The organism is Paracidovorax wautersii (genome assembly GCF_900113035.1).
Classification (GTDB): domain Bacteria; phylum Pseudomonadota; class Gammaproteobacteria; order Burkholderiales; family Burkholderiaceae_C; genus Paracidovorax; species Paracidovorax wautersii.
On record NZ_FONX01000011.1, the window covers coordinates 83,377 to 108,075 of the forward strand.

Consider the following 24,699-nt stretch of genomic DNA (forward strand, 5'->3'; position numbering starts at 1 on the left):
TTGGCAAGCCACCGGGGGACCCTTCGCAGAGGCGGGAGAAATGCAGATCAGCAGAACGCGCAGGAGGCGGTTCGCGGAGAAGCTACCTTCAGGTCCCGCGGCCGGGGATGACCAAGCGGGACGCGCACACGGACAAGAAGGCGTTGCGCGCTGGGCGTCCCGCAGGGCGTGCGGAACACAGGCCGCGCCGCCGATGGCGGGCACGGTTCACGGGGAACGGGGTCGGTCAGGAGCCTTTGCGGCCGCTGCGGCGCGGGCGCGAGGCACCACGCTTGGACGTGCCGGATTCGACCGGCAGCGTGCCTTTGCAGTCGGGGTAGCGACTGCACGACCAGAATGGGCCGCTCTTGCCGGTGCGCTGGCGCGTCGGTGCGCCGCACTGTGGGCAAGGCGGTCCGTGGGGAACCTTGATGGACAGGGACGTGCTGCCGTACTGCGCGATCAACTGTGAGATCCATGCAGCCTGCTTGCCGATGAATACGTCCAGCGTGAGCTGTCCAGCTTCGATCATGTCCAGCGCCTGTTCCCAGACGGCGGTTGTCCCTGGGTCGGCAATCGCTGTGGGCACCGCGTCGATCAGGGTGAAGGCCGCATCCGAGGCACGGATGGCGCGGCCCTTCTTCACGAGGTAGCCCCGCGTCAGCAGGCCACTGATGATGTTGGCCCGCGTCGCTTCGGTGCCGATGCCGACCGTATCCTTGAGCTTCTGTTTCAGGCGCGGGTCCGAGACCAGTTTGGCGACGCCCTTCATGGACTTGACCAACTCGCCCTGCGTATAGGGCCGAGGGGGCAGCGTCTTGAGCGCCTTCAGATCGACGTCGGCCACCTGACATGCCAGGCCCTCGCGCAGCGCGGGCAGTACCTGGCTGCGCGCCGCAGGGTCGCCATCCTCCTCGGATTGCGGTTCGGCCAGCACCAGGCGCCACCCCTTGACGACGACCTGCTTGCCGGTGGCCGCCAGCGTCTGCTGGCCGCAGGAGAGGTTCGCCACATTGCGGTCGAACTCGTGGTGAGGAAGGAATTGCGCCAGGTAATGCGCCCGGATCAGCCGATACACTGCCAGTTCCTTCTCACTCATGGTCGAGAGGTTCGCCGGTTCGAGCGTCGGGATGATGCCGTGGTGAGCAGACACCTTCGCGTCGTTCCAGGCGCGTGAGCGTTGAGTGCGGTTGAGCTGGTCCATGATCGGTCGCAGCAAGGGATCGGTCTTGACCAGGCTGTCGAGGACCGTTGGCACCTCGGCGAACATGCTTTCGGGCAGGTAGCCCGAATCGGAGCGCGGGTACGTCGTGGCCTTGTGCGTCTCGTATAGGGCCTGAGCAATGTCTAAGGTCTCCTGCACATCGAGCCCAAGCTGCCTGGAACACACCTCCTGCAAGGTCCCCAGGTCGAACGGCAGCGGCGGGCCTTCCCGCACGCGCTCGGTTTCGACCGCCACCACCTGGGCGCTGTCCGCGGCGCGGATCTGCTGCGCGGCGTGCTGCGCGATGGGCTGCTGCAGGCAGCGGCCGGCGTCGTCGGTGCATGCTTTCGGGGGAACCCACTGCGCGGCGAAAGTCTGGCCACCGGCGGACAGGGACACGTCGATGGCCCAGTACGGCACGGACACGAAGGCGGTGATCTCGCGGTCGCGGTCCACGACCAGTTTGAGCGTGGGGGTCTGGACGCGGCCTACCGACAGCACGCCGTCGTAGCCGGCCTGCCGTCCCAGCACCGTGAACAAGCGGCTGAGGTTCATGCCGACGAGCCAATCCGCCCGAGAGCGCGCCAGCGCCGAGTAGTACATCGGCAGCGTCTCGGCCGATGGCCGGAGCTTGCCGAGTGCCGCGCGGATGGACGCATCGTTGAGCGCCGACAACCACAGCCGTTCGATGGGACCGCGGTAGCCGCACAGGTCGATGATCTCGCGGGCGATCAACTCGCCCTCGCGGTCGGCATCTGTGGCGATGACAAGCTGGGTCGCCTTAGCCAGAAGCGCCTTGACGACTTTGAACTGCGTGGCGGTTTTAGGTTTGACCTCGACCCGCCAGTGCTGAGGAATGATGGGCAACTGCTCCAGCGACCAGCGCTTGAGCGCCGCGTCATAGACCTCGGGGGCTGCCGCTTCGACGAGATGGCCGATGCACCAGGTGACGGTGACGCCGGAACCGTTGAGGCAGCCTTCACCGCGCTGCGTGGCACCGAGAATTCGGCCAATGTCTTTGCCCTGGGAGGGCTTCTCGCACAAGAACAGCCGCATGTCCGTCCATCCCGATTCCCGTTGTTCATGGAGTTGCTGGAATCGAGGATGCCGAGCGCCACCTGGGGTAGCAGCAAACAAGCCGCATGCGCCGGCGACCGCTTTCACGCCGATGGAATGGCTCGGGCGGGGATGGCGCGTGGCCGCAGGTGTGCGGACCAGTAGCCGCGATTTGCGGGAGCGCGTGGAAGTCGATGGACGTTGATGGAGCTATCCCCAGGGGATAGCTTGCGGGGTGCATGGAGGGCGGCGAAGCACTACGGCGGCCGCCCTCCATGCCGGTTCACTTCCTGCGCTTCGCCTCCTTCGGCGCGGTCGATTCCTGGGCAGCCTGTGGCTTCGGTTCTGCCTCCTGCGGCTTCGGACTGAGGGCCACGGACTCGATGCGGTACGGCAGGATGCCGACGCTGCGCGCGTTGATCTGCCAGGTCTCGCGCGGCTGATCTTCGTTGTCCGTCCAAGGCTCGCGCTCCATGCGGCCGATGACCAGCACGCGCATACCTTTCTGGTACAGGTCCTTCCAGTGCTCGGCGTCGCGGTGCCAGATTTCCACCGGCGCCCAGAAGCCGCCGCGGTCCTCGAAGGTGCCATCCTTCTTGGGTACGGGGTTGTCGAAATAGACGTTCAGGCGCAGCAAGCGGCTGGGTTCGTCATTGCCGTTGGGGAATTCGCGGTACTCCGGTGGCGAGCCGATGTTGCCTTCGCCAGAAAAATGCGTGCTCATGGTGTGATCTCCGTGGTGGTTGAAATACCCGTGCCTCGTCGGCGCCGGGCGCGTGCTGGGATGCCCGGCGCAATCACCGATCGCGCATTGCGGCAGGAACGGACGTGAGCCGGTGCAGGTAGGCGTCGTCCGCCTCGGCGGCCTTGCTGGCGCATTCCTGCGCCTGCCTGCCCAAGGTGTGCAGCAGGCTGATCTGCATGTTCAACGTGATGCGCTGCAGCTCGATCGCGTGCAGGTCGGCCAGCAGGTTGACGGGTGTGCTGCTGCTGGCGATCAGCTCCCGCCACAGCGCCACGCCCATGGCCGACCTGTCGTGCCTGCGCCAGCGCAAGAAGACGGTTCCTGCGCCAGTGGTCTGTTGGGCCAGTTCGATGGGCAGAAGGTGGAAGGGGTGCCCGCATGCTTGCTCCAGCACCTGTCGCTGTGCCAGGGCAATCAACTCGTCGCGCATGGCGAAGCACTGGCTGGCCCAGGCCTCGAAGTCCCCTTTACCCTTAAAAGGCTTTAAAAGGCCTTTTAGAGAGGCCGCGTGTTCCAGCCGCATGAAGGCACCCTGTTGCAGGCCCCGGAAGTAGCGGGTCGGTTGGTTCAGATCGTTCATGCGGGCTCGTCCTCGCCGGCTGACGCTTCGGGCGGCTCTGCGGTGGCGGCTTCGTCGCTGGGCGGAGGCGCTGTGGCAGGACCGTCGCCGCGCTGTTGCAGGCCACGGCGCACGACGGGTGGCGCAAACTTCGAGCGGCGTGTCCCCTCCAGCACCTCCTGCGGCAGTTCGCCGTACTTCTCCAGCGCGACTCGCGCAGCGGCGTTCTTCGCCGCGAAATCGTCGCGGGTGCAGCCCGAGTAGCGATACTGCTGGGCCAGCGAGAACAGGCTGCGCAGCGCGTGCGCGCCCTCGTTGAGCCAGCGTTCCAAGGTGCTGCGGTCGATGAGCGCGGTGTGGTGGGCGAGGATCAGCTTGCGGGCGATGTCGTCGTAGTCGGCCAGGAGATAGACCGCGGCAAAGCCGAGCTGCGCGTTGACGAAGAGCGGGAGCTTGACCGGCTGCACGTTGAGGTTTTCGCCCAGGCTGAGCGCCGGTGGCACGCTCGCCAGCGCCTGGTCCACCTGCTCGCGCAGCGATTGCAGCGTGACCTTGGTTTGGTCGAGCTTGTCCTCGATGCGCAGCATCCACCAGTCCGAGTACGGGTCGTCCTGCTCCGAGCCCCGCCGCATCTTGTTCATCTGGGCGATGTAGCCGTTCAGGCCGACGATGCCCGGTCGCCCCTCGGCGGCGGCGCGGCCGTGCCAGATGCGGGAAGCGTGATGGGTGTGCAGGGTCAGCGACATCGCGCTGCGCAGGGAGCCGAGATTCAGTTGCAGAGGTTCATTGGTTGCCATGGTGTCCGCTCGTTGTTGGAAAAGGAGCGGCCAGCTTCGGCAGGAAGCGGAAGGCAGTCAGTCAAGAATCCGAATCCCGGCGGGCCCCGGTTTAGGGCGCGGCGGTTGCATGCGGCGCGAGCTATCCCCAGGGGATAGCTCCATGGAGCGTCAACGAACGCTGCACGCCGGGATCAGGGTAGGCAACACCGATGCTGCGGCAGATGGTCGATCCCAGGCCTGCGACAACTTGGCGTTGTGCCCAGCAGCGGAACTATCCCCAGGGGATAGCTCTATTGGCGGCCATGGGCATCTACTTTCACCGACTTGCATGCCGGCTCACTTGCTGGCGAGCAGATTGCGTAGCCGCTCGATGTGCTGCTTGGCGACTTCCGGCGGCACTGGCTTACCCTGCGGCTGAGGTGGCGGTGCTGCTGGTGGCCGCTCGTTTGGCGGGACGGGTGCCGATGGCGCGTCTTTCTTGGCCCAGGCATTGAACTCGCCATGGATGGCGCGCTGGATGATGCCGAACAGATACCCCGCAGGATTGCGGATGCCATGACTGCTGCATCGTGCGGCCCAGTCGTCCAGCACGGCCTGTCTCAGCGCGGCATCGACCTGCTGCAATGCCACCCTGGCACCTGTCTGCTGCTCTGCCTTCAGTTCCGTGAAGCGCTTGGGCCATTGCAGATCGCCCAGCGCGCGCGCCTGCGCGGTAGTACGTACTTCATTAATACGACTACTACGTACTGTACGGGCCTGCTTCGGATTCCGAAGAGAGGCGTCTGGCGCGGGTTTCGCCCCTGCTTCGGATTCCGAAGACGGGTCGTCCGCATTCCGAAGAAGGCTCGATGCTCCTTCTTCGGAATCGTGGGCGGCATCCTCCTGTGGATAACTTTCGGCGGCCGTGATGCCTTGGCTGGCGAGGCGTTCGGCCAGGACCTGTAGCCGCGACGGCAGTGTGCGTCCGGAGAGCATCGGATCTTCCGCGATCTCCTTGAGGGTGTTCAGACCGACCATCTGGACAGCCTTGGCCGAATGGCCGAGGGACTGGCTGACCAGTGCCAGGTAGTCGGCGTCGAGCTGCATGGCCTCGAAGGGCGTCAGTGGTTCATCGTGCAGAACGTAGAGGTTGCCGAGGATGCGGCCGGTCTTGGGGTCACGCCGTCGCCGTACCAGGCTCAACCATCGGGTGAGGCGCAACAGCGTCAACGCTCGGGCCACGGTTTCATGCGAGGCCTGCCCGGCGCAGGGCATCGACGCCAGCCAGGGTCGAAGCTGCTCATACGTCGGGAAGGCTGTCATGCCGTCGTCGTTGAGCATCAGCCGGAACACCTGCCAGGCGTTGCGCTCCAGCGGCGTCAGGCGACGGTCGAGGAACAGCCGCCGCGGCACGGTCTCGTGCCGGTTGCCGCTGAAGAGGAAGGCATCGCCTGACGTGGCGGGCGTCGGCGTAGGCACGGGTGCTGGCGCACTGGGGCTGGGCTTGGGCGCGAGGTCTTTCAGGGCAGCATCGAACAGATCCGCGAGTGCGACGGGGCCACGGCGTGGTGCGGTGTCGTCCACGGCCATGGCTCAACCCAATCCCTGATCGACCCAGCTCTTGATCGAGGCCCAGACCACCGACAGAGGCAGCGACATGCCTTCGGCCAAGTCCATGGTAGCGTCGAGGATGGAGGTTTCGTCTTCGAGATCGACATTCCTGCTGCCGGTCACGGCCTTCCATTGCCGCCACAGCTCCGTGTCCTGTTTCTCGTCCAGCACGGGGTGGCGGCCCTTGCGCTTCGGCAGGCCGAGGATTTCGCGGCGAAGCGCCACCTCCTGGTGGGTCAGGCCATAGAACCGACTGACCATCTCGGTGCTCGCGCCCAGCCTGAGCATGCGATCGACCGTGGCGATTTCCTTCTCCACGTCCTGCGCCTGCTTGAGCAGTCGCCGGAGCACTTCGCGGTTGACCGTCACCGAGCACCAGGAGACGTTAGCGTTGGCGAGCACGCTGATCAGCGCGGGATGCTTGAGGGCGTCCAGTTCTTCCTCGCCAAACCCCATCAGTTTGCACCGGCGCAGTTGCCCATTGCGCAGGTCATAGAGGGCCTGGGCGATGACGGCCTGGTTGAGTGGGTGTGGTGCGGACATGCTGGCCTCCCTCGCTCACATTCCAACGCCTTCAGCGCCGGCTTCAAGGTCGAGCAGGCGCCGGGCCAGCCGCAGCAGCCGGAACAGCTTGACCAGCGAGGTATCGCTCAATCGCTGGGCCGCATCACCCTGGCCGTGCAGCAGCGCCGGCAGTTCGATGACGATTTGCCCGTCGTGCAGGCCGACGTCGGCGGGCCGCTGACCGGCCAGGCACGCTAACAGCGCGAGGACGGCACGGCCCAGCGGTGCCGAGCTTTGGGTGCGGGCCCGGCAGACGAAACCGATACCCTCTGCACGGTCATCAATGCACTCGTCCAGGTCTGCCTCGCCCGCGATTTCGCGGGCGAACTGTGCGATGTGGATGCGCAGGCGCTCGGCTGTGTCCACGCCGGGATCGATGTACCAGACATCGGAGATCGGATAGAGCCCGCCAGCCTGCACAGGGATGGACTGCAAGACACTCGCCGAGAAGTCGAGCGGCAGCGCATCACCCAACTGGTCGGCGACCATGCGCTGAATGGACTGGAGCCGTTCGGTCGTCGGTGCCGGCGAGACGATGTGCTCCCGAAGCAGATCGCCACCCACCGCAGGGTTGGCCGGACTTGCCTGGCTGGCATCCGTGTCGCTCTCGCGCGTCGAAGGCGTTGCCGCAGGTCGGCCTGCAGGCGGCGCTGCGGATGCAGCCCCTGCGATGGGTGGCGCAGTGTTGGCAGGTGGGCGCGCGATGGTTCCCGGCTCCGGCAACGCAGGCGGCGTCGATGGCGGCGTTGGGTCGCTGACCAAGGCGCGCTGCCGGCTCTCGGATTCGGTCATGTCCAGGGCGAGCACGTCGTAATCGACACCCAGCATCTCGGCCATCTGGCCGATCAGCTCGTCCTGTACACGCTGCGCGGAGAACTCGTCGGCCTGGACGTCGAATTGCGACAGCACTTCCTGGAAAAATTCGTCGAAGTCCTGAACCAGTGGGCGACCCTTGGCGTAGCGCTCCCACGCGAGCATGCAGGCTTTGCGCATGACCGACAGGCGTTCGACCTGATGGCGACCGAGACCGCCATAGAGCACGGTGGGGATCGCGGGCAGGAGATACTGCACCGCGTCGTTCATGCGGCTGATGTGCGACTGTTGTACCGGGAAGCCATCGGCGGCGAGGCGGCGGGCCAGCTCGGACTGGCTCAAGGTGGTGCCGCTTTCTTGCTCGTAGAACTCGCGCGCCTTCTCGACGCCGAGGGCGCGCTCGATGAACGTGAGGCCCCCGCGCAATTCGTTCTCGGCCAAGTGGCCGGTCAACATGACGACTTCGCCGCGGCTGGGCCACGGCCGGAACAGGCACGATACACGGAAAAACCGCTCGTCCTTGGTCTCTGACCATAGTTCGCGCAGGATCGCCAGCCGAGTATTTCCACCGTTGCGGATGATGTAGTGGGACTCACCTGGTCGGCGAGTGATGGCCGGCGCTGCGTCCAGACCGCGCTCGCGGATGGACGCCTTGATTTCCTCGTAGGCCGGGTTGCGTTTTTTCCTGGGATCGTGGTCGTAGGGGCGCAACTGATCTAGGGTCACGACCATGGGGGTGTCGGCGATCGGGTCGCTCAAGGTCGAGGCTGACGGGCCGCTGCGCTCGAACCCGGCCGCGAGCAGCTTGCCAGCCATCTGCTGGGAGGTGATCTCAGCCATGGCCGCCTCCCTGCGCTTGGTATCGGGCCTCGCGCTCGGCGCGGCGGATTTGCGCACGGGCATTCAGGGTCGCCCGGTGGTCGCTTGCCGTCGAGCTGGTGTAGATCGCGGCGCAGCCAGGCTTGGTGAACTTGAGGTGGCCGCCAGGCGTGCGTTTGACGTGCCAACCTTCGCCAACCGCGAACTCGATCAGGGCGCGAAGCCGCTTGTGGCCTCGGGCTAGCTCATGTGCGTTCGCCATGGGACCTCCCGGCATCAAGAGGGTGTGGCGGACGGCCGGACACCATGGCAAATCGGTGCCGCCATTGCGGAAATAGTTCGTCTGCGAGGCCGCGCATGGTGTCGAGCGCGGCGAGGGCGACTCTGCCCGGCGGCTGGCGGTATTCGACCCGATGCACTGGCAATCCGCGCGTAGCTGCACGCGGATACGCCTCGATGGCCGGCACGTCGGTGGCCAGCACGCGGATGCCGGCGTGGTCCTGGAAAAGATCGCGCAGGGCCTGCTGGATCAGCCGTGCATTGGCTGACACAGGGTGGACGCGATTGATGAGCAGATGCAGAGGTGGAGGCTCGATGCCCAGGTGCCGGTAGGGCGCAATGTCTTCGAGCAACTGCATGGTGCCGCGCCGCAGCTCGCGCGCCGCGAGAATTTCCGGGGTCACGGGCGACAGCGCGAGGTTGGAGGCGAGCACCGCCATCTCCAGCAGCACCGAGCGCGCACCTTGGGTGTCGATCAGCACCAGGTCATAGAGAGGCGCCAGGACCGGCAAGAGATGGCGCAACCGTAGGCGCCCATCCGGCGTGTGCAGCAGCAAAGTGTTCAGCTCGCCTCGGTGGTCGTTGGAGAGCACCAAGTCCAGGCCCTCGATGTTCGTGCGGGACACAAGCAGCCCGAGGTCGCGCTCGTTGAAGGCCAGCAACTCGTAGATGCCACCAGGTGCGCGGTGGCCTAGCTCGTAGTACGAGGACAAGGTGGGCTGCACGTCGAGGTCGAGCAGCAGTACACGCAGCCCCGCGTCCGCGGCAAGCCCGCCGAGGTTCGCGGCCGTGGTGGTCTTGCCGACGCCACCTTTGGTTGAAATGATGGATACGACCTGCATGGCGTTCTCCGTGTGAGGATGGGAAGTCCGCTGGAGAACGGGTCAGGCCCGGTTGTTGACGCGCTCGGCGATCCACTGATCGATCTCGATGGAGTCCCAACCGACCGCGCGCACGCCCAGGCGCAGCGCCTTCGGGAACAGGCCTTTGCGCATCAGGTTGTAGATGTGGGCGCGTTTGAAACCCGACTTGGTTTCGACTTCATCAAGCCGCAGGATGCGGCGCTCGCTTGCGGGCAGTGCAGGTGTTTGCGACATGGCGGTCACTCCTGAACGCTCAGTGGCGTTTGTTGGCGTGACCTCCATTCAATAGACATGGATGGGAAAAGACATTGCAAATGCAATCTCCGCGATTGCACATACAAGATGGAAAACCTCAGACTGTTGCGCTACGCAGCCGGCGTCTGGCCGTGGCGAACTTGCCGTTTAGCGTCCGCTCCGCGATCCCCATTGCGCCGCTGTGATGGGCGACCAACGCGCTGACCACCGCCTCCTGCGTCTTGAAGCTGGAGTACGGAACGCCGGAAGGCGACTGGCCGAGCATCAGGTCCAGCATGCTGCCGATGATGTTCAGGTAGGTGGCTTCGGCGCGATCACTGATCAGGCACTGTGCGCCAGCAGAGGGCGCCATCTGCTTGAGAAGCGCTCCGTGCTTTTCCTGCAGCTCATGCAGTTGGCGTTTGTACTGGTCCAAGGTGGACTTCAGGGCCAGGCGCTCGACTAGCATCGCCTGCCCAGTTTCCACCGAGATGAAGGGATGGGCGATGCGCTCGCTCCGGGAGAAAAGGAAGCACGGTCGTTGCTCGGGATAGTGCTGGCGCATCCAGCGCTTCAGATCGACGTGGCGCACCGTCAGATCAGGGGAGTCGATCAGCGCGGAATCGCGCGTCGTGATGCCGTTCCGTCCGAAGGGCAGTTCTCCATTGAGGATGCCGTCGAAGATGCGTTCGGTGCAAAGCCGCAGCTCGTCACAACGTGGACAGTCCAACGACTGCGGCAGGCGCCTTGGCGACGAAATCGAAGCCAGGATCACCTGCTCGTATCGCAGCAGCCCGGCCCAGCGGATGGACGCTTCGATCGGGCGATAGAACACCTTTGATGTTGGTGCATCATTCTTGTTCTCGTGCATGCTCCGTCTCCTTCCAGGAGAAGAACTACATGACCGACTCCTTTGTCGCCGACCTCATGGTCGGCCTGTCGCTTGTGTAGGAAGTGGGTCCCGAAGGCCGCTTCGTCATGTGGTTTGAATACTTCTCACCAGTTCGCGCAACTGGTAGTCGTCGTGTGTTCGATGTGCAAAAATCATCGATCAGAAGGTCGAGCATCGGGACGTAGGCTCGACAGCGACGCTCACGCTATCAGGGTCGTGAGAAGTTACGGTTTCTGCAAAACCGTCTAGGTATGACCTGATATGCCAGCGGTCTCAGGAAGCGTGAGGGGGCCGCAATCGTCCTCGAATGTCCAGTCGGACGCAGCAAACCGGCGCCTGTCATGCTTGCCCCGTCATCCTGATATATCGACAAAGAATCGTGTGCGGAAACGCGGTGGCCAGCATGCGCGTTCTTTCAAAGGAGCTTGACCAGAAGGTCGCCTGTGAGTTGTGGTGCAGGCGTTCCTAGGTGGCATCCGAGCTGTGCCATCACCAGAACCATCTGCCTGATCGTCTTCGCGGTGATGGATGCGGGGCAGACGACCGGGCGTGGATGATGAGTTCGAGGGAGTTGCCTACGACGATGTACCGATCGTGGGTCTGGTGTGCTGAGTGCAGCTCTTTGGACGTCTGTGGAACTCTTTGGACGAATTTGTTGCCGAGGACGAAAAACAAGGCTACAATTGAGGTCTTCGCTGGCCAGCCCAACGAAGAAAGTGATTGGGAAACAACGACTTACTGTCCTAGTACACGTCTCGTTTCCCGCTCCAGTATTGCAAGGGAAGCTTCGGCTTCCCTTTTTTATTGGCCGTCGGCATCGAACCTTCAGATTGCCGGCGTGCGCCATGCGTTCGGTTCGGCGCTGGATCGCCCGGTGTTCCAGATGCGTGGCTTCATGCCATGCGGCCGGCGCCCCGATGGTGAAATTGGTAGACACTGCGGACTTAAAATCCGCCGCTTCCTGAAAAGGGGCGTGCCGGTTCGACCCCGGCTCGGGGCACCATTACGATTCGATCATGTCAAGTTACAACGCTCCCTTTGAAATCCATGTCCACGGCCAGGTGCAGCTGAGGTCCGATACGGCGTTCGAGCAGCTGCAGGAAGCGCTCAAGCCGCTGTGGAAGTATGCGGGGGCGCGGTCGCTGGCCGATGGCGCTGCCAGCGCCTACGAAGAGGAGCCCGGCATCCAGTTCGACGCCAAGGAGCATCTGCTGCAGATCTGCTGGACGGTGCGTGGCGACGAGGACTTCCGCCAGTCGCTGGACGAGATGTGCATGAGCCTCAACGAGCTGGCCGAGCAGGGCGCAGCCCTCGAAGTCACCTTCTACGACACCGATTTCGACGAGGAAGAGGAAGACGACGGCACGGAAGCGCGCGACGACTTCCTGATGCTCTTCGTGGGCCCCACGCCTGCGGCCATCATGCAGGTGCAGCGTGACCTGCTGGTGCAGGACGCGATCAACCTGATGGAGCGCCATTTCGACGGCTCCGAACTGGGCGGCGTCGTGGCGGAGATCGACAAGCTGTTCTCGCAGCGCTTCGATGCGCTGGTGAATTCGCTGGAGATCGGCAAGCCTCCCCGCGGCAGCGGCGGCCCGGGCAATGGTGGGCACAGTGGTAGTGGCGGTGGTCGCCGCCCGCGCCATCTGCATTGATTCGCTGAGCCGCCTCCAGGGGCGGCCGTCGATGCGCAGGGCAGGGGCTGCTTCCAAGCCTGGTGCCCGCTCCCAGCCCCGGTCCAGGCATTGCGCCCGGCCGGGGTTTCGTTTTTCTGATGGGGTTGGTGCCTGCCCGGCAGGGTGAGGGGGCCGCCTCCTCGCTGTTGATTCCTGGCTATGGCTTCTTCTGTCGATCTGCCGTATCTGCGGGCCTATCCCGCTCCGCTGCTGGACCAGGTGCGTGAGCGCCTGGCGGAGTCGCCCACGGGCCTCGCAGGCCTGCTGCTGGGCCGCTATCCACGGGGCCATGCGGTGCGGACCGACAAGGCGCTCTACCAGTACGCGGCGGAGCTGAAGGCGCGCCATCTGCGCAATGCCGACACGGTGCAGAAAGTGGTGTTCGACAGCAAGATCCACGTGGTGAACCATGCGCTGGGGCTGCACACCGCTTCCGCCCGGGTGCAGGGCGGTCGGCTGTCGGCGCGGCATGAGATCCGCATCGCGTCGATGTTCAAGCAGGCGCCGGAGGAGTTCCTGCGCATGATCGTGGTGCATGAGCTGGCGCATTTGCGCGAGAAGTCGCACGACAAGGCCTTCTATCAGCTCTGCGAGCACATGGAGCCGCGCTACCACCAGTACGAGTTCGATACGCGCCTCTATCTCACGCACATCGAGCATTCCGGCCAGCGCCTCTGGTCGGACTGAAGTTTGCTATGAAATTAATAGCTGATTGCGCCTGATTGACGGGCGCTGCAGCGGGTTTTCTCCGTAATTTCAGGCCGCGAGAGGCAGGGGCATGGCGGCCAGGCCGCAGCAGCTGGCAGGCAGGCCCAGCCAGCGGCTGGCCGCGGCCTGCAGCGGGCCGATCTCGCCGGTGGTCAGCAATTGCACCTGCGGGCCTGGGGCGGGTGCCGGCGCCAGCTGCCGGGCGGCTTCCAGCAGCCGCCGCGTGTGGCGGGCGACGGGCAGGCCGGTGTCCACCAGTTGCACGCCGGGGCCGACCAGTTCGCGCAGCACCTCTTCCGCGAAGACGTAGTGCGTGCAGCCCAGCACCAGCGTGTCGATGGCGCCGGCTTCGGTGCCGAAGGGGCCCATGGCGCCGATGTAGCGGGCGCAGAGCGCCCTGACTTCCCTGGCGCTCGCTGCGCCGTCCGCGGTCGGTTCGGTGCTGCGTTCGATGGCGTAGGCCAGTCCGTCGCAGGGTTGCACCACGAATTCGGCCTGGCCGCCGAGGGAGGCGAGCAGCCGCCCGAACTTGGCGCTGGCCAGCGTGCCCCGCGTGGCGATCACGCCGATGCGGCCGGTGCGGCTCAGGGCCACGGCGGGCTTGATGGCCGGCTCCAGTCCCACGGAGGGCAGCTGCGGGTAGCGGCTGCGCACTTCATGGATGGCGGCGGCCGTCGCGGTGTTGCAGGCCACGACCAGGGCCTTGATGCCGTGCGCCTGCTGCAGATGTTCCGCGATGGCGTGGGTGCGCGCGGCCACGTAGGCATCGCCGCGCTCGCCGTAGGGCGCGTTGCCGCTGTCGGCCAGATAGACGAAGCGTTCGTTCGGCAGTTCGGCACGCAGCGCGCGCAGCACGCTGAGGCCGCCGATGCCGCTGTCGAAGACGCCGATGGGGCTTTGCGGGCTGGCTGATGTCATGGCGCGAGGGGGCGGCTGAGGAAGGAAAAAGGGCTTGCGGCGCACTCGGATGTGTGCGGCAAGCCCTGGATGGTAGTGCAGGGCCTGCGAGGGCGTGCGCTGCGATGCGCACGACCCCTGCGTGGGCCTGCCTGCCTGCCTCGTGCGAGGCGCGGCCGTGATCGGTCAGGCCGCCACGACGTCGATGGACTTGAACTCGCCGGTGGCGATGCGCTTTTGCCATTCGGCCGGGCCGGTGATGTGGGCGCTGGTGCCGCCGGCATCCACGGCCACGGTGACGGGCATGTCCACCACGTCGAACTCGTAGATGGCTTCCATGCCCAGGTCCGCGAAGCCCACGACCTTGGCCTGCTTGATGGCCTTGCTGACGAGGTAGGCGGCGCCGCCCACGGCCATCAGGTAGGCGCTCTTGTGGTTCTTGATGGCTTCGATGGCGACCGGGCCGCGCTCGGACTTGCCGATCATGGCGATGAGGCCGGTCTGCGCCAGCATCATGTCGGTGAACTTGTCCATGCGGGTGGCGGTGGTCGGGCCGGCGGGGCCGACGACTTCATCGCGCACCGGATCGACCGGGCCGACGTAGTAGATGACGCGGTTGGTGAAGTCCACCGGCAGCTGCTCGCCCTTGGCCAGCATGTCCTGGATGCGCTTGTGCGCGGCGTCGCGGCCGGTGAGCATCTTGCCGTTGAGCAGCAGGGTGTCGCCGGGCTTCCAGCTGGCGACCTCTTCCTTGGTGAGCTGGTTCAGATCGACGCGCTTGGACTTGTTGTAGTCGGGCGCCCAGTCGATCTTGGGCCAGAGGTCGAGCGAAGGCGCGTCCAGATAGACCGGGCCGGAGCCGTCGAGCACGAAGTGCGCGTGGCGCGTGGCGGCGCAGTTGGGGATCATGGCCACGGGCTTGGAGGCCGCGTGCGTGGGGTACATCTTGATCTTGATGTCCAGCACGGTGGTGAGGCCGCCCAGGCCCTGCGCGCCGATGCCCAGGGCGTTCACCTTCTCGAACAGCTCCAGGCGCAGCTCTTCGACCTGATCGAGCTTCTCGCCGCGGGCGGACTTGGCCTGCAGCTCGTACATGTTCAGGTCGTCCATCAGGCTTTCCTTGGCCAGCAGCACGGCCTTTTCCGCCGTGCCGCCGATGCCGATGCCCAGCATGCCCGGCGGGCACCAGCCGGCGCCCATGGTGGGCACGGTCTTGAGCACCCAGTCCACCAGGTTGTCGCTGGGGTTCATCATGATCATCTTGGACTTGTTCTCGCTGCCGCCGCCCTTGGCCGCGACGGTGATGTCCACGGTGTTGCCCGGCACGATCTGCGTGAAGATGACGGCGGGCGTGTTGTCCTTGGTGTTCTTGCGCAGGAACTGCGGGTCGGCCACCACGCTGGCGCGCAGCATGTTGTCGGGGTGGTTGTAGCCGCGGCGCACGCCTTCGTTGACGGCGTCTTCCAGGCCCTGGCCGGCCGGAAAGCCTTCCCAGCGCACGTCCATGCCGATCTTCAGGAACACGTTGACGATGCCGGTGTCCTGGCAGATGGGGCGCTGGCCGGTGGCGCTCATCTTGCTGTTGGTGAGGATCTGCGCCATCGCATCGCGCGCCGCCGGGCTCTTTTCGCGCTCGTAGGCGCGGGCCAGGTGGGCGATGAAGTCGGCGGGGTGGTAGTAGCTGATGTACTGCAGGGACGCAGCGACGGATTCCACGAGGTCGTGGTACCGGATGGTGGTGCTCATGGTGGGTGAGTTTTCGAGTGGGATGAACTGACGGGCGCGATTATCGCGCCGAGCCTGTCTCCGGGCTGTCATGCCCGGCGGAGACCCGCCGCGGCGGCCGCTGCCCTGCCGGACTTGCGGCGCTCAGGTCGCCCCGAGGGTCGATTCGCTGAAGTCGGCGGTGCCTGCAGGTTTGTTGCCGCGCGCCCAGGCGCGCAGGGTTTCGGCAGGCATGGGGCGGGCGAAGAAGTAGCCCTGCAGTTCATCGCACTGCATCTCCAGCAGGATGTCGCGCTGGCCCTGCGTTTCGACGCCTTCGGCCACCACCTTGAGGCCGAGCGCATGTGCCAGGCGCACGACCGCTTGCACGACGGCGCGGGCGTCGTCCTGCTCCTCCAGGTCGCGCACGAAGGTCTGGTCGATCTTGAGCTGGCGGGCCGGCAGCCGGCGCAGGTAGCTCAGGCTCGAATAGCCGGTGCCGAAGTCGTCGATGGACAGGTACACGCCGATGCGGCCCAGTTCTTCGATGGTGCGCTGCGTGGCGTGGGTGTCTTCCATGGCCACGGATTCGGTGATCTCGCACAGCAGGAACGACGCCGGTATGCCATGGGTGTAGAGCGCGCTGCGGATGCGTTCGGCCAGACCGCTTTCACGCATCTGATGGGCCGAGAGATTGATCGCCACGCGGATGTTCAGCCCTTCCCACTTCCATTCGGCCATCTGCCGGCAGGCTTCTTCGATCACCCAGTGGCCCAACTGCCCGATGATGCCGAAGCGTTCGGCCACGGGGATGAACTCGCCCGGGCTCACGTAGCCGCGTTCGGCGTGTTTCCAGCGCAGCAGCGCTTCCACCCCGGTGATGCAGTTGCGCTGGGCATCGACCTTGGGCTGGTAGCTCAGGCTCAGTTCGTTGTTCTGGATGGCCTGGCGCAGGTCCTGCTGCAGCGACACCTGCGTGGCGGTGTCGATGGCCATGTGCGGCTCGAAGACGGCGTAGTGATTGCCGCCGAGCCGCTTGGCCGCGTACATGGCGGCATCGGCATGGGCCACCAGCTTGTCGGGGTGGCCGTGCTCCGGATACACCACGATGCCGATGGAGCAGGCGATCTGCACCGTCTTGCCGCCGGCATCGAAGGGCTTGCCGATGGCCTCCAGCATGCGTTGCGCGGTGGCCGTGCATTCTTCGATGCTGGCGGGGTTCTCCAGCAGGATCAGGAATTCATCGCCCCCCACGCGGGCCAGGGTGTCGTTGGCCCGCGCCTGCAGCTGCAGCCGGCGGGCGGCATTGCGCAGGATGGAGTCGCCCACGGCGTGGCCGAAGGAGTCGTTGATGGGCTTGAAGCCGTCCAGGTCCACGAACATCACGGCCAGGCGCTGCACGCTGCCTTCGCCCTCGGACGTGCCCAGCTGCGCCAGGGCCTGCGTGAGGCGCTCTTCGAACAGCAGCCGGTTCGGCAGCCGCGTGAGCGCGTCGGTGAAGGCCTGCTTCTGCAGCTGCGAGTTGGCGGCCATGAGGCGTGAGTTGCTGTCCTTGAGCGAGGCATTGAGCTGCCGCGCCGTGCCTTGCAGGCGGGCATCCAGGACGGAGGTGAACAGGGTGCCCAGCAGCAGCATGCCGGTGGAGAGCAGGACCATGGTGGTCAGCCCCGGGCCGCCCAGCTGGTTGGCGCTCAGGCAGACCGAGCCTTCCGGAAAGGAGGCCGCCGCCATGCCCAGGTAGTGCATGCCGCAGATGGCCAGCCCGATGACCACGGCCGCAGCGATCTGGACCTTCACGCGGCGCGGGCCCTGCTCCATGGGAATCACCCAGCGGAAGATGGTCAGCCCGATGCCGGAAGCCGCCAGCGCGACTGCGATGGACAGCGCCACCTGCACCGGGTCCCAGACGATGGGAAGCGACATCTGCATGGCACGCATGCCCAGGTAGTGCATGCCGCTGATGCCGGCGCCCATGAAGGTCGCGCCCAGCAGGATCTGCGGCATGCCGAAGCGCGGCAGGCTGGCCACGCCCAGGGCGATGGCCGATGCCGACACGGCAGCGAGCCAGGAGAGGAAGGTGAGCCCGCCGGTGAAGCCGAGCGCCACGGGAAGCTCGAAGGCCTGCATGCCCAGGAAATGCATGGACCAGATGCCGGTGCCCATCACCGTGGAGCCGGCCAGCCACCAGATGCTGCCGACGTCCCGGCGCGAGCGATGCACGCGCCGGGCCAGGTCCAGCGTGACGTAGCTGGACAACACCGCGATGGCGAACGAGGCAGCCACCACCCAGGGGTCATAGCGCGAGGGCATGAACTCGGCACTGGCGAGGCTGTGGAAATCGGCCATTGAATGGAATGGAAGCGGACGGGGGGAATTCGTTCAAGTGTATCGATTTGTCACGTATTTGCGCGTTCAATGTGATATGTCCCTTCAAAATGACAATTGTTTTTGTTGTCCGTATCCTGTTGAGCTTCGTCCTGCATCCGGGTCGGCAGCCACATCGTGACCGCAGACTGCTGGGCCGCGATGCGGGTTTTCCGCCTTTCGTTCTTCACCAGGAGTTTCAGCCATGAGCACCCGCACCGAGCGCGACACCTTCGGCCCCATCGACGTCCCGGCCCACCAGCTGTGGGGCGCGCAGACCCAGCGTTCGCTGCAGAACTTCGACATCTCGGGCGAGCAGCAGCCGCGCGAGATCATCAAGGCGCTGGCGCAGGTCAAGCGCGCCTCGGCCCGGGTCAACCAGGCCCTGGGCCTGCAGGACGCGAAGAAGACCGAAGCCATCGTGGCCGCCGCCGACGAGGTGATCGCCGGCCACCACCCGACCGAATTCCCGCTGGTGGTCTGGCAGACCGGCTCGGGCACGCAGACCAACATGAACGTGAACGAGGTGCTGGCCAACCGTGCCAGCGAGATCCTGGGTGGCCAGCGCGGCGAAGGCCGGCTGGTGCACCCCAACGACGATGTGAACCGCAGCCAGTCGAGCAACGACGTGTTCCCCACCGCCATGCACGTGGCGGCCGTGGAGGCGCTCACGCACCGCCTGCTGCCCGCCATCGCCAAGCTGCGCGCCACGCTGCAGGCCAAGGCGGAGGCGTTCGACGACATCGTCAAGATCGGCCGCACCCACCTGCAGGACGCCACCCCGCTCACGCTGGGCCAGGAGATCTCGGGCTGGGTGGCGCAGCTCGCGCACGGCGAGCGGCATGTGCGCGATGCGCTACCGCACCTCTATGAACTGGCGCTGGGCGGCACGGCCGTGGGCACGGGCCTGAACGCGCCCAAGGGCTATGCCGAGGGCGTGGCGCGCGAGCTGGCCGAGCTGACGGGGCTGCCCTTCGTCACCGCGCCCAGCAAGTTCGAGGCGCTGGCCTCGGTCGATGCGCTGGTGCATGCCCACGGCGCCCTCAAGACGCTGGCCGCCAGCATGATGAAGATCGCCAACGACGTGCGCTGGCTGGCCAGCGGCCCGCGCAGCGGCATCGGGGAGATCTCCATTCCGGAGAACGAACCGGGTTCGTCCATCATGCCCGGCAAGGTGAACCCCACGCAGAGCGAGGCGGTGACCATGCTCGCCGCGCAGGTCTTCGGCAACGACGTGGCCATCAACTTCGGCGGCGCCTCGGGCAACTTCGAGCTGAACGTGTTCCGCCCGATGGTGGCGCACAACTTCCTGCAGAGCGTGCGCCTGCTGGCCGACGGCATGGTCAGCTTCAACGACCACTGCGCCGTGGGCATCGAGCCCAACCGCGAGCGCATCGACGAGCTGGTGGGCCGGTCGCTGATGCTGGTGACCGCGCTCAACACCCACATCGGCTACGACAAGGCCGCCTTCATCGCCAAGAAGGCGCACAAGGAAGGCACGTCGCTGCGCGAGGCGGCCATCGCCTCGGGCCACGTCAGCGCCGAGCAGTTCGACGCCTGGGTGGTGCCCGGCCACATGGTCGGGCGCTGAGGCGCGGGCCGGGCCGGGCCCTGGCTCCCTCAGCGCTTGAGGGCTGCGGGCAGGCGGGGCGGCTTGCGCAGAAAGGCCAGCAGCCGCCGCTCGGCGGCGCTCAGGCCGCGCGGTGCGGCGCCGGCGCCCAGGCGCGCCCACACGCTTTGCATGCCGGGGCCGCTGCCTGACGCCAGATGGGCGCCCAGTTCCAGCACGGCCGGGTGGATGTAGGACTTCCTGCACACCGCGGGCGTATTGCCCAGCTGGCGTGCGACCTCGGCGAGGATCGCCTTGGCGCTGTACTTCGCGGGCTCCGCCTCGCCGTCGCCCGCGCCGCTGCAGGCCAGGCGCGTCAGCTCCAGCGCCTGCGCCGTGCCGTGCCAGGTGCGGAAGTCCTTGGCCGTGAAATGCAGTTCGGCATCGCCATCGCCCTTCAAGGGCGCGCGGCGGGCGCCCTCGGTGATCTCGCGCAGGTAGTCGTTCACGTCGCTGGAGCCGACGGTGCGGCGCGTGCCGTCCTCGTCTTCGTACTGGAACAGCTCCTGCCCGGGCAGCTGCTGGCAGCGGCGCACGACGCGGGCCACGCGCGGGTCGTCCAGCGTGGCCTGCTGCTCCACGCCGCTCTTGCCGCGAAAGCGCAGCGTGATCTGGCCGCCGCGCACGCCCGCATGGCGGCGGCGCAGGGTGGTGAGGCCGTAGGACTGGTTGGTGGTGGCGTATTCCTCGTTGCCCACGCGCAGGAAGGTCGTGTCCAGCAGCCGCACGATGGTGGCGAGCACCACGGTGCGCGAGAGCGCTGGTGCGCCGCGCCGGGGCTGGAGGTCGCGCGCGACGCGGGCGCGGATGCGCGGCAAGGCCTGGCCGAAGGCGCGCATGCGCTCGAACTTGTGTTCGTCGCGCAGCCGCCGCCATTCAGGGTGGTAGCGGTACTGGCGGCGGCCCCGCGCATCCAGGCCCGTGGCCTGCAGGTGGCCGTTGGGGCGGGAGCAGATCCATACGTCGGTGTAGGCGGGCGGAATGGCCAGCTTGCGGATGCGGGCGATCTCGTCCTCGCTGCGCTCCCAGCTGCCGTCGGGCCGGCGGTAGGCGAAGGATTTGCCGCGCTTGAGGCGCTGCAGGCCCGGCATGCCGGCGGTGACGTAGATCAGCCCGCCGGGCAGGCGGCTGCCGGGGCGGGGCGTGGGGGCGGTGGCGGTACCAGGGGCGGCGGCAGCGGGCATGCGGGGCGGTGTGCGAGGCAGCGAAAAGGGCTGTGCTCGATCACAACGCGGCCATGCGCGCGGGGCTGTAGGAACCTGCCCGCAGCGGTGGTGGGAAGGCGGCGGCACTGCGTGGTGCGCGCCGCCAGCTCGCCAGCTCAGGGGCGCAGGGCGGCCGGGGCCGGCATCGCGACCGGTGCGGCAGCGGCCGGCTCCGGGCTGGCATCGGGCGTGTCCGGCGGCGGCTCGAACGCGAAGCCCACCCCATAGACCGAGCGGATCCAGTCGTGGTCGCGCCCGTCGGCGGTCTTGAGCTTGCGGCGCAGGTTCTTGATGTGGCTGTCCACGGCGCGCTCGTTCACGTCCAGCGTGTCGTCGTAGGCCAGGTCCAGCAGCTGTGCGCGCGAGAAGATGCGCCCGCTTTGCCGCATCAGCGCCTGCAGCAGGCGGAATTCGCGCAGCGTGAGCGGCACGGGCACGCCGCGCAGGTGGGCCTGCCACTGGGCTTCGTCGAGCACCAGGGCGTGGTTGTGCGCGGCCTCGGGCAGCTGCTGGGTGGTGCGGCGCAGCACGGTCTTGATGCGGGCCATGACCTCGCGCGGGGAGAAGGGCTTGCAGATGTAGTCGTCCGCGCCCAGCTCCAGGCCGATCAGGCGGTCCACTTCTTCGACCCGGGCCGTCAGCAGGATGACGGGGGCCTGGGTGAAGCGGCGGGTCTCGCGCAGCACGTTCAGCCCGTCGGTGCCGGGCAGCATCACGTCCAGCAGGGTCAGGTCGGGCGTGCGGCCGGTGGTCAGGCGGGTGAGGGCCTCGGTGCCGTCGGCCACGTGCTCGGCCTCGTAGCCGGCGTGGCGCAGGTAGTCGAGCAGGATGTCGGCGATGTCTTGGTCGTCTTCGACCACCAGGATGCGGGTAGGGCTCGTCGTCATGCGGTGGGTGTCTCCAGCAAGGGCAGGGTGAGATGGATGCGCAGGCCGCCCAGGGGCGAGGCTTCTGCGCCGATGTGGCCGCCGTGGGCCTGCACGATGGCGCGGCAGATGGCCAGGCCCAGGCCCGATCCGCCAGGGTCTCCCTGGGTGCGTGCGCGCGAGGCTTCGGCGCGGTAGAGGCGCTCGAAGATGCGCGGCAGATCGGGCGGGCTCACGCCCGGGGCGGTGTCGTCGAAGCGCAGGGCCAGCACGGGCTCGGCGCCGGCCGGGCCGCGCTCGATGGCCGCGCTGATCTCCAGGCGGCCGCCGGCATCGGTGTAGCGCAGGCTGTTTTCCAGCAGGTTCAGGAAGACGCGGTGCAGCTGCTGGGCGTCGCCGCGCACCATGGGCGGGTTGCCGGCGGGCAGCCGGCTGGCGAGCGGCGCCAGCGCCACGCGGGCCTGCTCGAAGCGCGGCAGCATGGAGGCCATGGCCTCGGCCAGCACGGGCAGGGGCTGCAGCGGCTCCAGCAGGGCGGGCTGGCCGCCGCTCTCGCCGGCATCCAGGCTGGCGCGCAGGTCGCCCACCAGCTGCGTCAGGCGCATGACCTGGCGGTGCAGCCGGCCGGCGGTGGTGCCGTCGAAGGGGCGCACGCCGTCCTGCAGGGCCTCGATCTCGGCGCGCATGGCGGCGAGCGGCGTGCGCAGTTCGTGGGCCACGTCGCCGATCCACTGGCGGCGCGAGGCCTCGACGCTCGCCAGCCGCTCGGCCATGTGGTTGAAGGTGTCCACCAGCAGGCTCAGTTCCTGCCCGCCCTGGGGCGGCACGCGGGTTTCCAGGTGCCCGGCGGCGATGCTGCGCGCACCGGCCACCAGCGCGCCCACGGGCGTGAGCCAGCGCCGCGCCAGCCACCACGACAGCACCATCGCGATGGCCAGGCCCACGGCGCCGGTCCACACCACGAAGACCAGCTGCTGGCCGACGAAGGCGTGGTCGGCCTCGCGTTCCAGCACCAGCGGCGGCGACAGCACCAGCTGGCCGATGGGCTGGCCCGCGGCGTTGCGCAGCACGGTGCGCGCGTAGCCCGGCTGCGGCGGGCTGCCCGCGATGAGCCGCCGGTCGTTGTCCAGCAGGCCCAGGCGCTGGGAGAGGGCGTCGGAGAAGGGCCTGAGCCCCGTGTGGCCGCCGTTCTCCATCCAGGGCGGCGGCATCGATCCGTAGGGCGGCTTGTGGGTGGCGGCGGTGCCGCTGTGGTGGAACTCGGCGCCCCAGTCGCCCAGCAGCGGGCGGTTGTAGGGGCGCGCATAGGGGCTGGTGCCTGGCGAGCCCGCGGCGGCGTTGCCCTGGGCCTCGGGGCGCCGCAGCTCGTGCCACAGGCCGGGCTGGGACTGCAGGGTCTTCCAGCCGCCGTGCTGCGCATAGACGTTCTGCAGCCGGTTGGCGAACCAGTCGAGGCGGCCCAGCTCGATCTCGGCCACGTAGGGGCCCATGCCGCGCTGCAGGCCCAGGCGCGAGAGGCCGACGAACATCAGCAGCATGACCAGCATCAGCGTGGACAGCGCGAGGAAGGCCTTGCTTTGCAGGGTCAGTAGTCGGTTCATGGGGTCGGCGTGTCGGCAGGCTCAGGGCAGCGGGTGCCCGGGCCGGCCTGCCTGGGCGGGGGCGTGCCTATCGTAGCGGGATGTCGGCCGCAGCGGCCATGGCCGCATCCGGCATGGCGAAGGTGCCGGACAGGGGCTGCGCCATGGCGCTGGCGGTGGCCAGTGCGATGAGCGTGAAGCTGAGCCAGAGGGTGAGCAGGGTGATGCGGAAGGTGGACATGGGAGAGGGTTCCGTCGTCTTCGTTGCTTCGGTTCGCGCGTGCGGCGCGGCTTTCAGTGGCGCTGCGGCCCTGGAATGGGCCTGGCCACGGGGCTGGAGTTCCTGGCTGCGGGGGCCGCGGCAGCGGTCTGTCTCGATGGGGGCATGGCGTTCTCCTGGAGGAATCGCAGGCCAATGTGCCGGCCAATCCGGGAGAAAAATCGGAAGCTGCCCCGCTGCGGCAGCTTCCGGCTCTGCTATCAGGAAGATAGCGGGGTGCGCCCATGGAAAGGGCGCTGCGGGCCGTTCAGGCTGCCAGGGCGCCAACGGGCGCACCCCGGCAGGGGCCCGGCGCGGCTACTTCTGCCGGGCGGCGGCCAGCGCCTGCGCGATCCAGTCGTCGAAGGTGCTCTGGTGGGCGCGGATCCAGTCGTCGGCATGGCGCCGCACGTCGGCCATGCTGTTCTGGCCCTCGCGCATGGCCAGGTTCTGCGCGTTGATGTCGGCCACCGGCAGCTGCATCACCTCGAAGAGGCGCGCCGCGGCCGGGTTGGCGTCGGTGAACCGCTTGTTCGCCACGATGCGCTGGTGGTTGGGGATGAAGCCGTAGTTCTTGCCGTTGGGCAGCTGCGTGTCGGTGCCCGCCTGCTGGCCCGGCAGCGCCGAGAACGGCACCTGCAGCCACACCACGTCCTTGCCCGGGCGCAGCACGCTGCTGACCCAGTAGGGCGTCCAGGTGTAGTAGAGGATGGGCTGGCCCTGCTTGAAGCGGGCGATGGTGTCGGCCATCAGCGCGGCGTAGCTGCCCTGCACGTGGGTGACGGTGTTGCGCAGCCCGTAGGCGGTGAGCTGGTGCTCGATCACGCCTTCGCAGCCCCATCCGGGGTTGCAGCCGGTCATGTCGGCCCGGCCGTCGCCGTTGGTGTCGAACAGGGCCGCGATCTTCGGGTCCTTGAGCTGGTCGATGCGGGTGATGTGGTAGGCCTCTGCCGTCTTGCGGTCGATCAAGTAGCCCTGCACGGCGTTGCTGGAATAGATGCCCTTGCGGAACAGCTTGGCGTCGCCGCCGGCGTTCTTGTAGAACTCGGCATGCAGCGGGTCCCAGTGGTCGGCCATGAAGGTCGCGTCGCCGTTGGCGATGGCGACGTGCGCGGTGGCGTATTCGATCTCCTTGATCGGCTGGACGTCGTAGCCCAGGCGCTCCAGCGCCCGGTTGACCAGCACGGTCTGGAAGGTCTCTTCGGCCAGCGAGCTCTGCAGCGGCTGCACGCTGATGCCCTTGCCGGGCAGCGCCTCGCCGCCGGCGGGCGCCTGGGCGCGTGCGGCGGTGGCGCCCAGGCCGAAGCTCAGCGCCAGCACGGCGCCGGCCAGCAGGATGCGGGCCGTGCGGCGGGCAGGGCGGGTGGGGTGGGTGGATGTCGTGGTCACGGTGCGGGTCGTCAAATCGGGACTCCTTTTCGCGGAAATGGGGCGTGGTGGGGCGGAGTGGGGCGG

Annotated in this window: 22 protein-coding genes and 1 tRNA gene; 4 read left to right on the forward strand and 19 right to left on the reverse strand. The window is 67.2% G+C overall.

Annotated features, from left to right (window positions below; all coding sequences use genetic code 11):
• Positions 1-226: 226 nt before the first annotated feature.
• From BM070_RS15975 to BM070_RS16025, 11 genes are all read right to left on the reverse strand, one after another.
• A complete protein-coding gene (locus tag BM070_RS15975; protein ID WP_028690960.1) occupies positions 227-2,239 on the reverse strand; it encodes a DNA topoisomerase III in 2,013 nt (670 codons plus the stop codon).
• Between the two features lie 283 nt (positions 2,240-2,522).
• Entirely contained in the window at positions 2,523-2,963 is a 441-nt protein-coding gene (locus tag BM070_RS15980) for a single-stranded DNA-binding protein (RefSeq protein WP_028690961.1), read from the reverse strand.
• Positions 2,964-3,036: 73 nt separating this feature from the next.
• Entirely contained in the window at positions 3,037-3,564 is a 528-nt protein-coding gene (locus BM070_RS15985; protein WP_028690962.1) for a DUF3158 family protein, read from the reverse strand.
• Positions 3,561-4,340 carry a PFL_4669 family integrating conjugative element protein gene (locus BM070_RS15990; RefSeq protein ID WP_028690963.1) on the reverse strand — a complete coding sequence of 260 codons (780 nt, stop codon included), beginning with the start codon at positions 4,338-4,340 and terminating at the stop codon, positions 3,561-3,563. The genes BM070_RS15985 and BM070_RS15990 overlap by 4 nt, the downstream gene beginning before the upstream one ends.
• A 318-nt stretch (positions 4,341-4,658) precedes the next feature.
• Entirely contained in the window at positions 4,659-5,891 is a 1,233-nt protein-coding gene (locus tag BM070_RS15995) for an STY4528 family pathogenicity island replication protein (RefSeq protein WP_028690964.1), read from the reverse strand.
• A 3-nt stretch (positions 5,892-5,894) separates the two neighbouring features.
• A complete protein-coding gene (locus tag BM070_RS16000; protein ID WP_023093474.1) occupies positions 5,895-6,455 on the reverse strand; it encodes a DUF2857 domain-containing protein in 561 nt (186 codons plus the stop codon).
• Positions 6,456-6,470: 15 nt separating this feature from the next.
• Positions 6,471-8,129, reverse strand: coding sequence for a ParB family protein (locus BM070_RS16005; protein WP_028690965.1), 1,659 nt, complete (start codon positions 8,127-8,129; stop codon positions 6,471-6,473).
• Complete coding sequence (locus BM070_RS16010; protein WP_019726333.1) at positions 8,122-8,370, reverse strand: hypothetical protein; 249 nt, start codon at positions 8,368-8,370, stop codon at positions 8,122-8,124. The genes BM070_RS16005 and BM070_RS16010 overlap by 8 nt, the downstream gene beginning before the upstream one ends.
• Complete coding sequence (locus BM070_RS16015) at positions 8,354-9,229, reverse strand: ParA family protein (protein WP_028690966.1); 876 nt, start codon at positions 9,227-9,229, stop codon at positions 8,354-8,356. The genes BM070_RS16010 and BM070_RS16015 overlap by 17 nt, the downstream gene beginning before the upstream one ends.
• A gap of 42 nt (positions 9,230-9,271) precedes the next feature.
• On the reverse strand, positions 9,272-9,484 hold the full coding sequence (locus BM070_RS16020) for an AlpA family transcriptional regulator (RefSeq protein ID WP_009459729.1): 213 nt from the start codon (positions 9,482-9,484) through the stop codon (positions 9,272-9,274).
• A gap of 118 nt (positions 9,485-9,602) precedes the next feature.
• On the reverse strand, positions 9,603-10,355 hold the full coding sequence (locus BM070_RS16025; protein ID WP_028690967.1) for a hypothetical protein: 753 nt from the start codon (positions 10,353-10,355) through the stop codon (positions 9,603-9,605).
• A 932-nt stretch (positions 10,356-11,287) separates the two neighbouring features.
• Here BM070_RS16025 and BM070_RS16030 point away from each other — a divergent pair.
• The 3 genes from BM070_RS16030 to BM070_RS16040 all read left to right on the forward strand — a co-directional run bounded on the left by BM070_RS16030 (position 11,288) and on the right by BM070_RS16040 (position 12,739).
• Positions 11,288-11,379, forward strand: a tRNA-Leu gene (locus BM070_RS16030).
• A 13-nt stretch (positions 11,380-11,392) separates the two neighbouring features.
• The gene (locus tag BM070_RS16035; protein ID WP_092940349.1) at positions 11,393-12,031 is read left to right on the forward strand and encodes a DUF6806 family protein; all 639 of its coding nucleotides are present in this window, start codon (positions 11,393-11,395) and stop codon (positions 12,029-12,031) included.
• A 180-nt stretch (positions 12,032-12,211) separates the two neighbouring features.
• Positions 12,212-12,739, forward strand: a complete 528-nt coding sequence (locus BM070_RS16040; protein ID WP_092940350.1) for a M48 metallopeptidase family protein — start codon at positions 12,212-12,214, stop codon at positions 12,737-12,739.
• A gap of 69 nt (positions 12,740-12,808) precedes the next feature.
• On the opposite strand, the gene murI is transcribed toward BM070_RS16040, so the two are convergent.
• The 3 genes from murI to BM070_RS16055 form a co-directional block, all read right to left on the reverse strand.
• The gene (gene murI / locus BM070_RS16045; protein WP_092940351.1) at positions 12,809-13,678 is read right to left on the reverse strand and encodes a glutamate racemase; all 870 of its coding nucleotides are present in this window, start codon (positions 13,676-13,678) and stop codon (positions 12,809-12,811) included.
• A 165-nt stretch (positions 13,679-13,843) separates the two neighbouring features.
• Positions 13,844-15,403 (reverse strand): fumarate hydratase, encoded by a 1,560-nt coding sequence (locus BM070_RS16050; RefSeq protein ID WP_092940352.1) that lies wholly within the window; start codon positions 15,401-15,403, stop codon positions 13,844-13,846.
• Between the two features lie 123 nt (positions 15,404-15,526).
• Positions 15,527-17,707, reverse strand: a complete 2,181-nt coding sequence (locus BM070_RS16055) for a bifunctional diguanylate cyclase/phosphodiesterase (protein ID WP_175518523.1) — start codon at positions 17,705-17,707, stop codon at positions 15,527-15,529.
• A gap of 223 nt (positions 17,708-17,930) precedes the next feature.
• Between BM070_RS16055 and fumC the strand changes: the two genes are divergently transcribed.
• Positions 17,931-19,316 (forward strand): class II fumarate hydratase, encoded by a 1,386-nt coding sequence (gene fumC / locus BM070_RS16060; RefSeq protein ID WP_092940353.1) that lies wholly within the window; start codon positions 17,931-17,933, stop codon positions 19,314-19,316.
• Between the two features lie 29 nt (positions 19,317-19,345).
• Here the strand turns inward: fumC and BM070_RS16065 are convergent, their stop codons facing one another.
• From BM070_RS16065 to proX, 5 genes are all read right to left on the reverse strand, one after another.
• Complete coding sequence (locus BM070_RS16065) at positions 19,346-20,518, reverse strand: DNA topoisomerase IB (RefSeq protein ID WP_092940354.1); 1,173 nt, start codon at positions 20,516-20,518, stop codon at positions 19,346-19,348.
• Positions 20,519-20,655: 137 nt separating this feature from the next.
• Positions 20,656-21,426, reverse strand: coding sequence for a response regulator (locus BM070_RS16070; protein ID WP_092940355.1), 771 nt, complete (start codon positions 21,424-21,426; stop codon positions 20,656-20,658).
• Positions 21,423-23,006: an ATP-binding protein gene (locus tag BM070_RS16075; RefSeq protein WP_092940356.1), complete on the reverse strand. Its 1,584-nt coding sequence runs from the start codon at positions 23,004-23,006 to the stop codon at positions 21,423-21,425. Before BM070_RS16075 ends, BM070_RS16070 begins: the two co-directional genes overlap by 4 nt.
• 67 nt (positions 23,007-23,073) lie before the next feature.
• Complete coding sequence (locus BM070_RS24835; protein ID WP_175518524.1) at positions 23,074-23,226, reverse strand: hypothetical protein; 153 nt, start codon at positions 23,224-23,226, stop codon at positions 23,074-23,076.
• A gap of 336 nt (positions 23,227-23,562) precedes the next feature.
• Positions 23,563-24,555, reverse strand: a complete 993-nt coding sequence (proX, locus tag BM070_RS16080) for a glycine betaine/L-proline ABC transporter substrate-binding protein ProX (protein WP_434803193.1) — start codon at positions 24,553-24,555, stop codon at positions 23,563-23,565.
• Between the last annotated feature and the right edge of the window lie 144 nt (positions 24,556-24,699).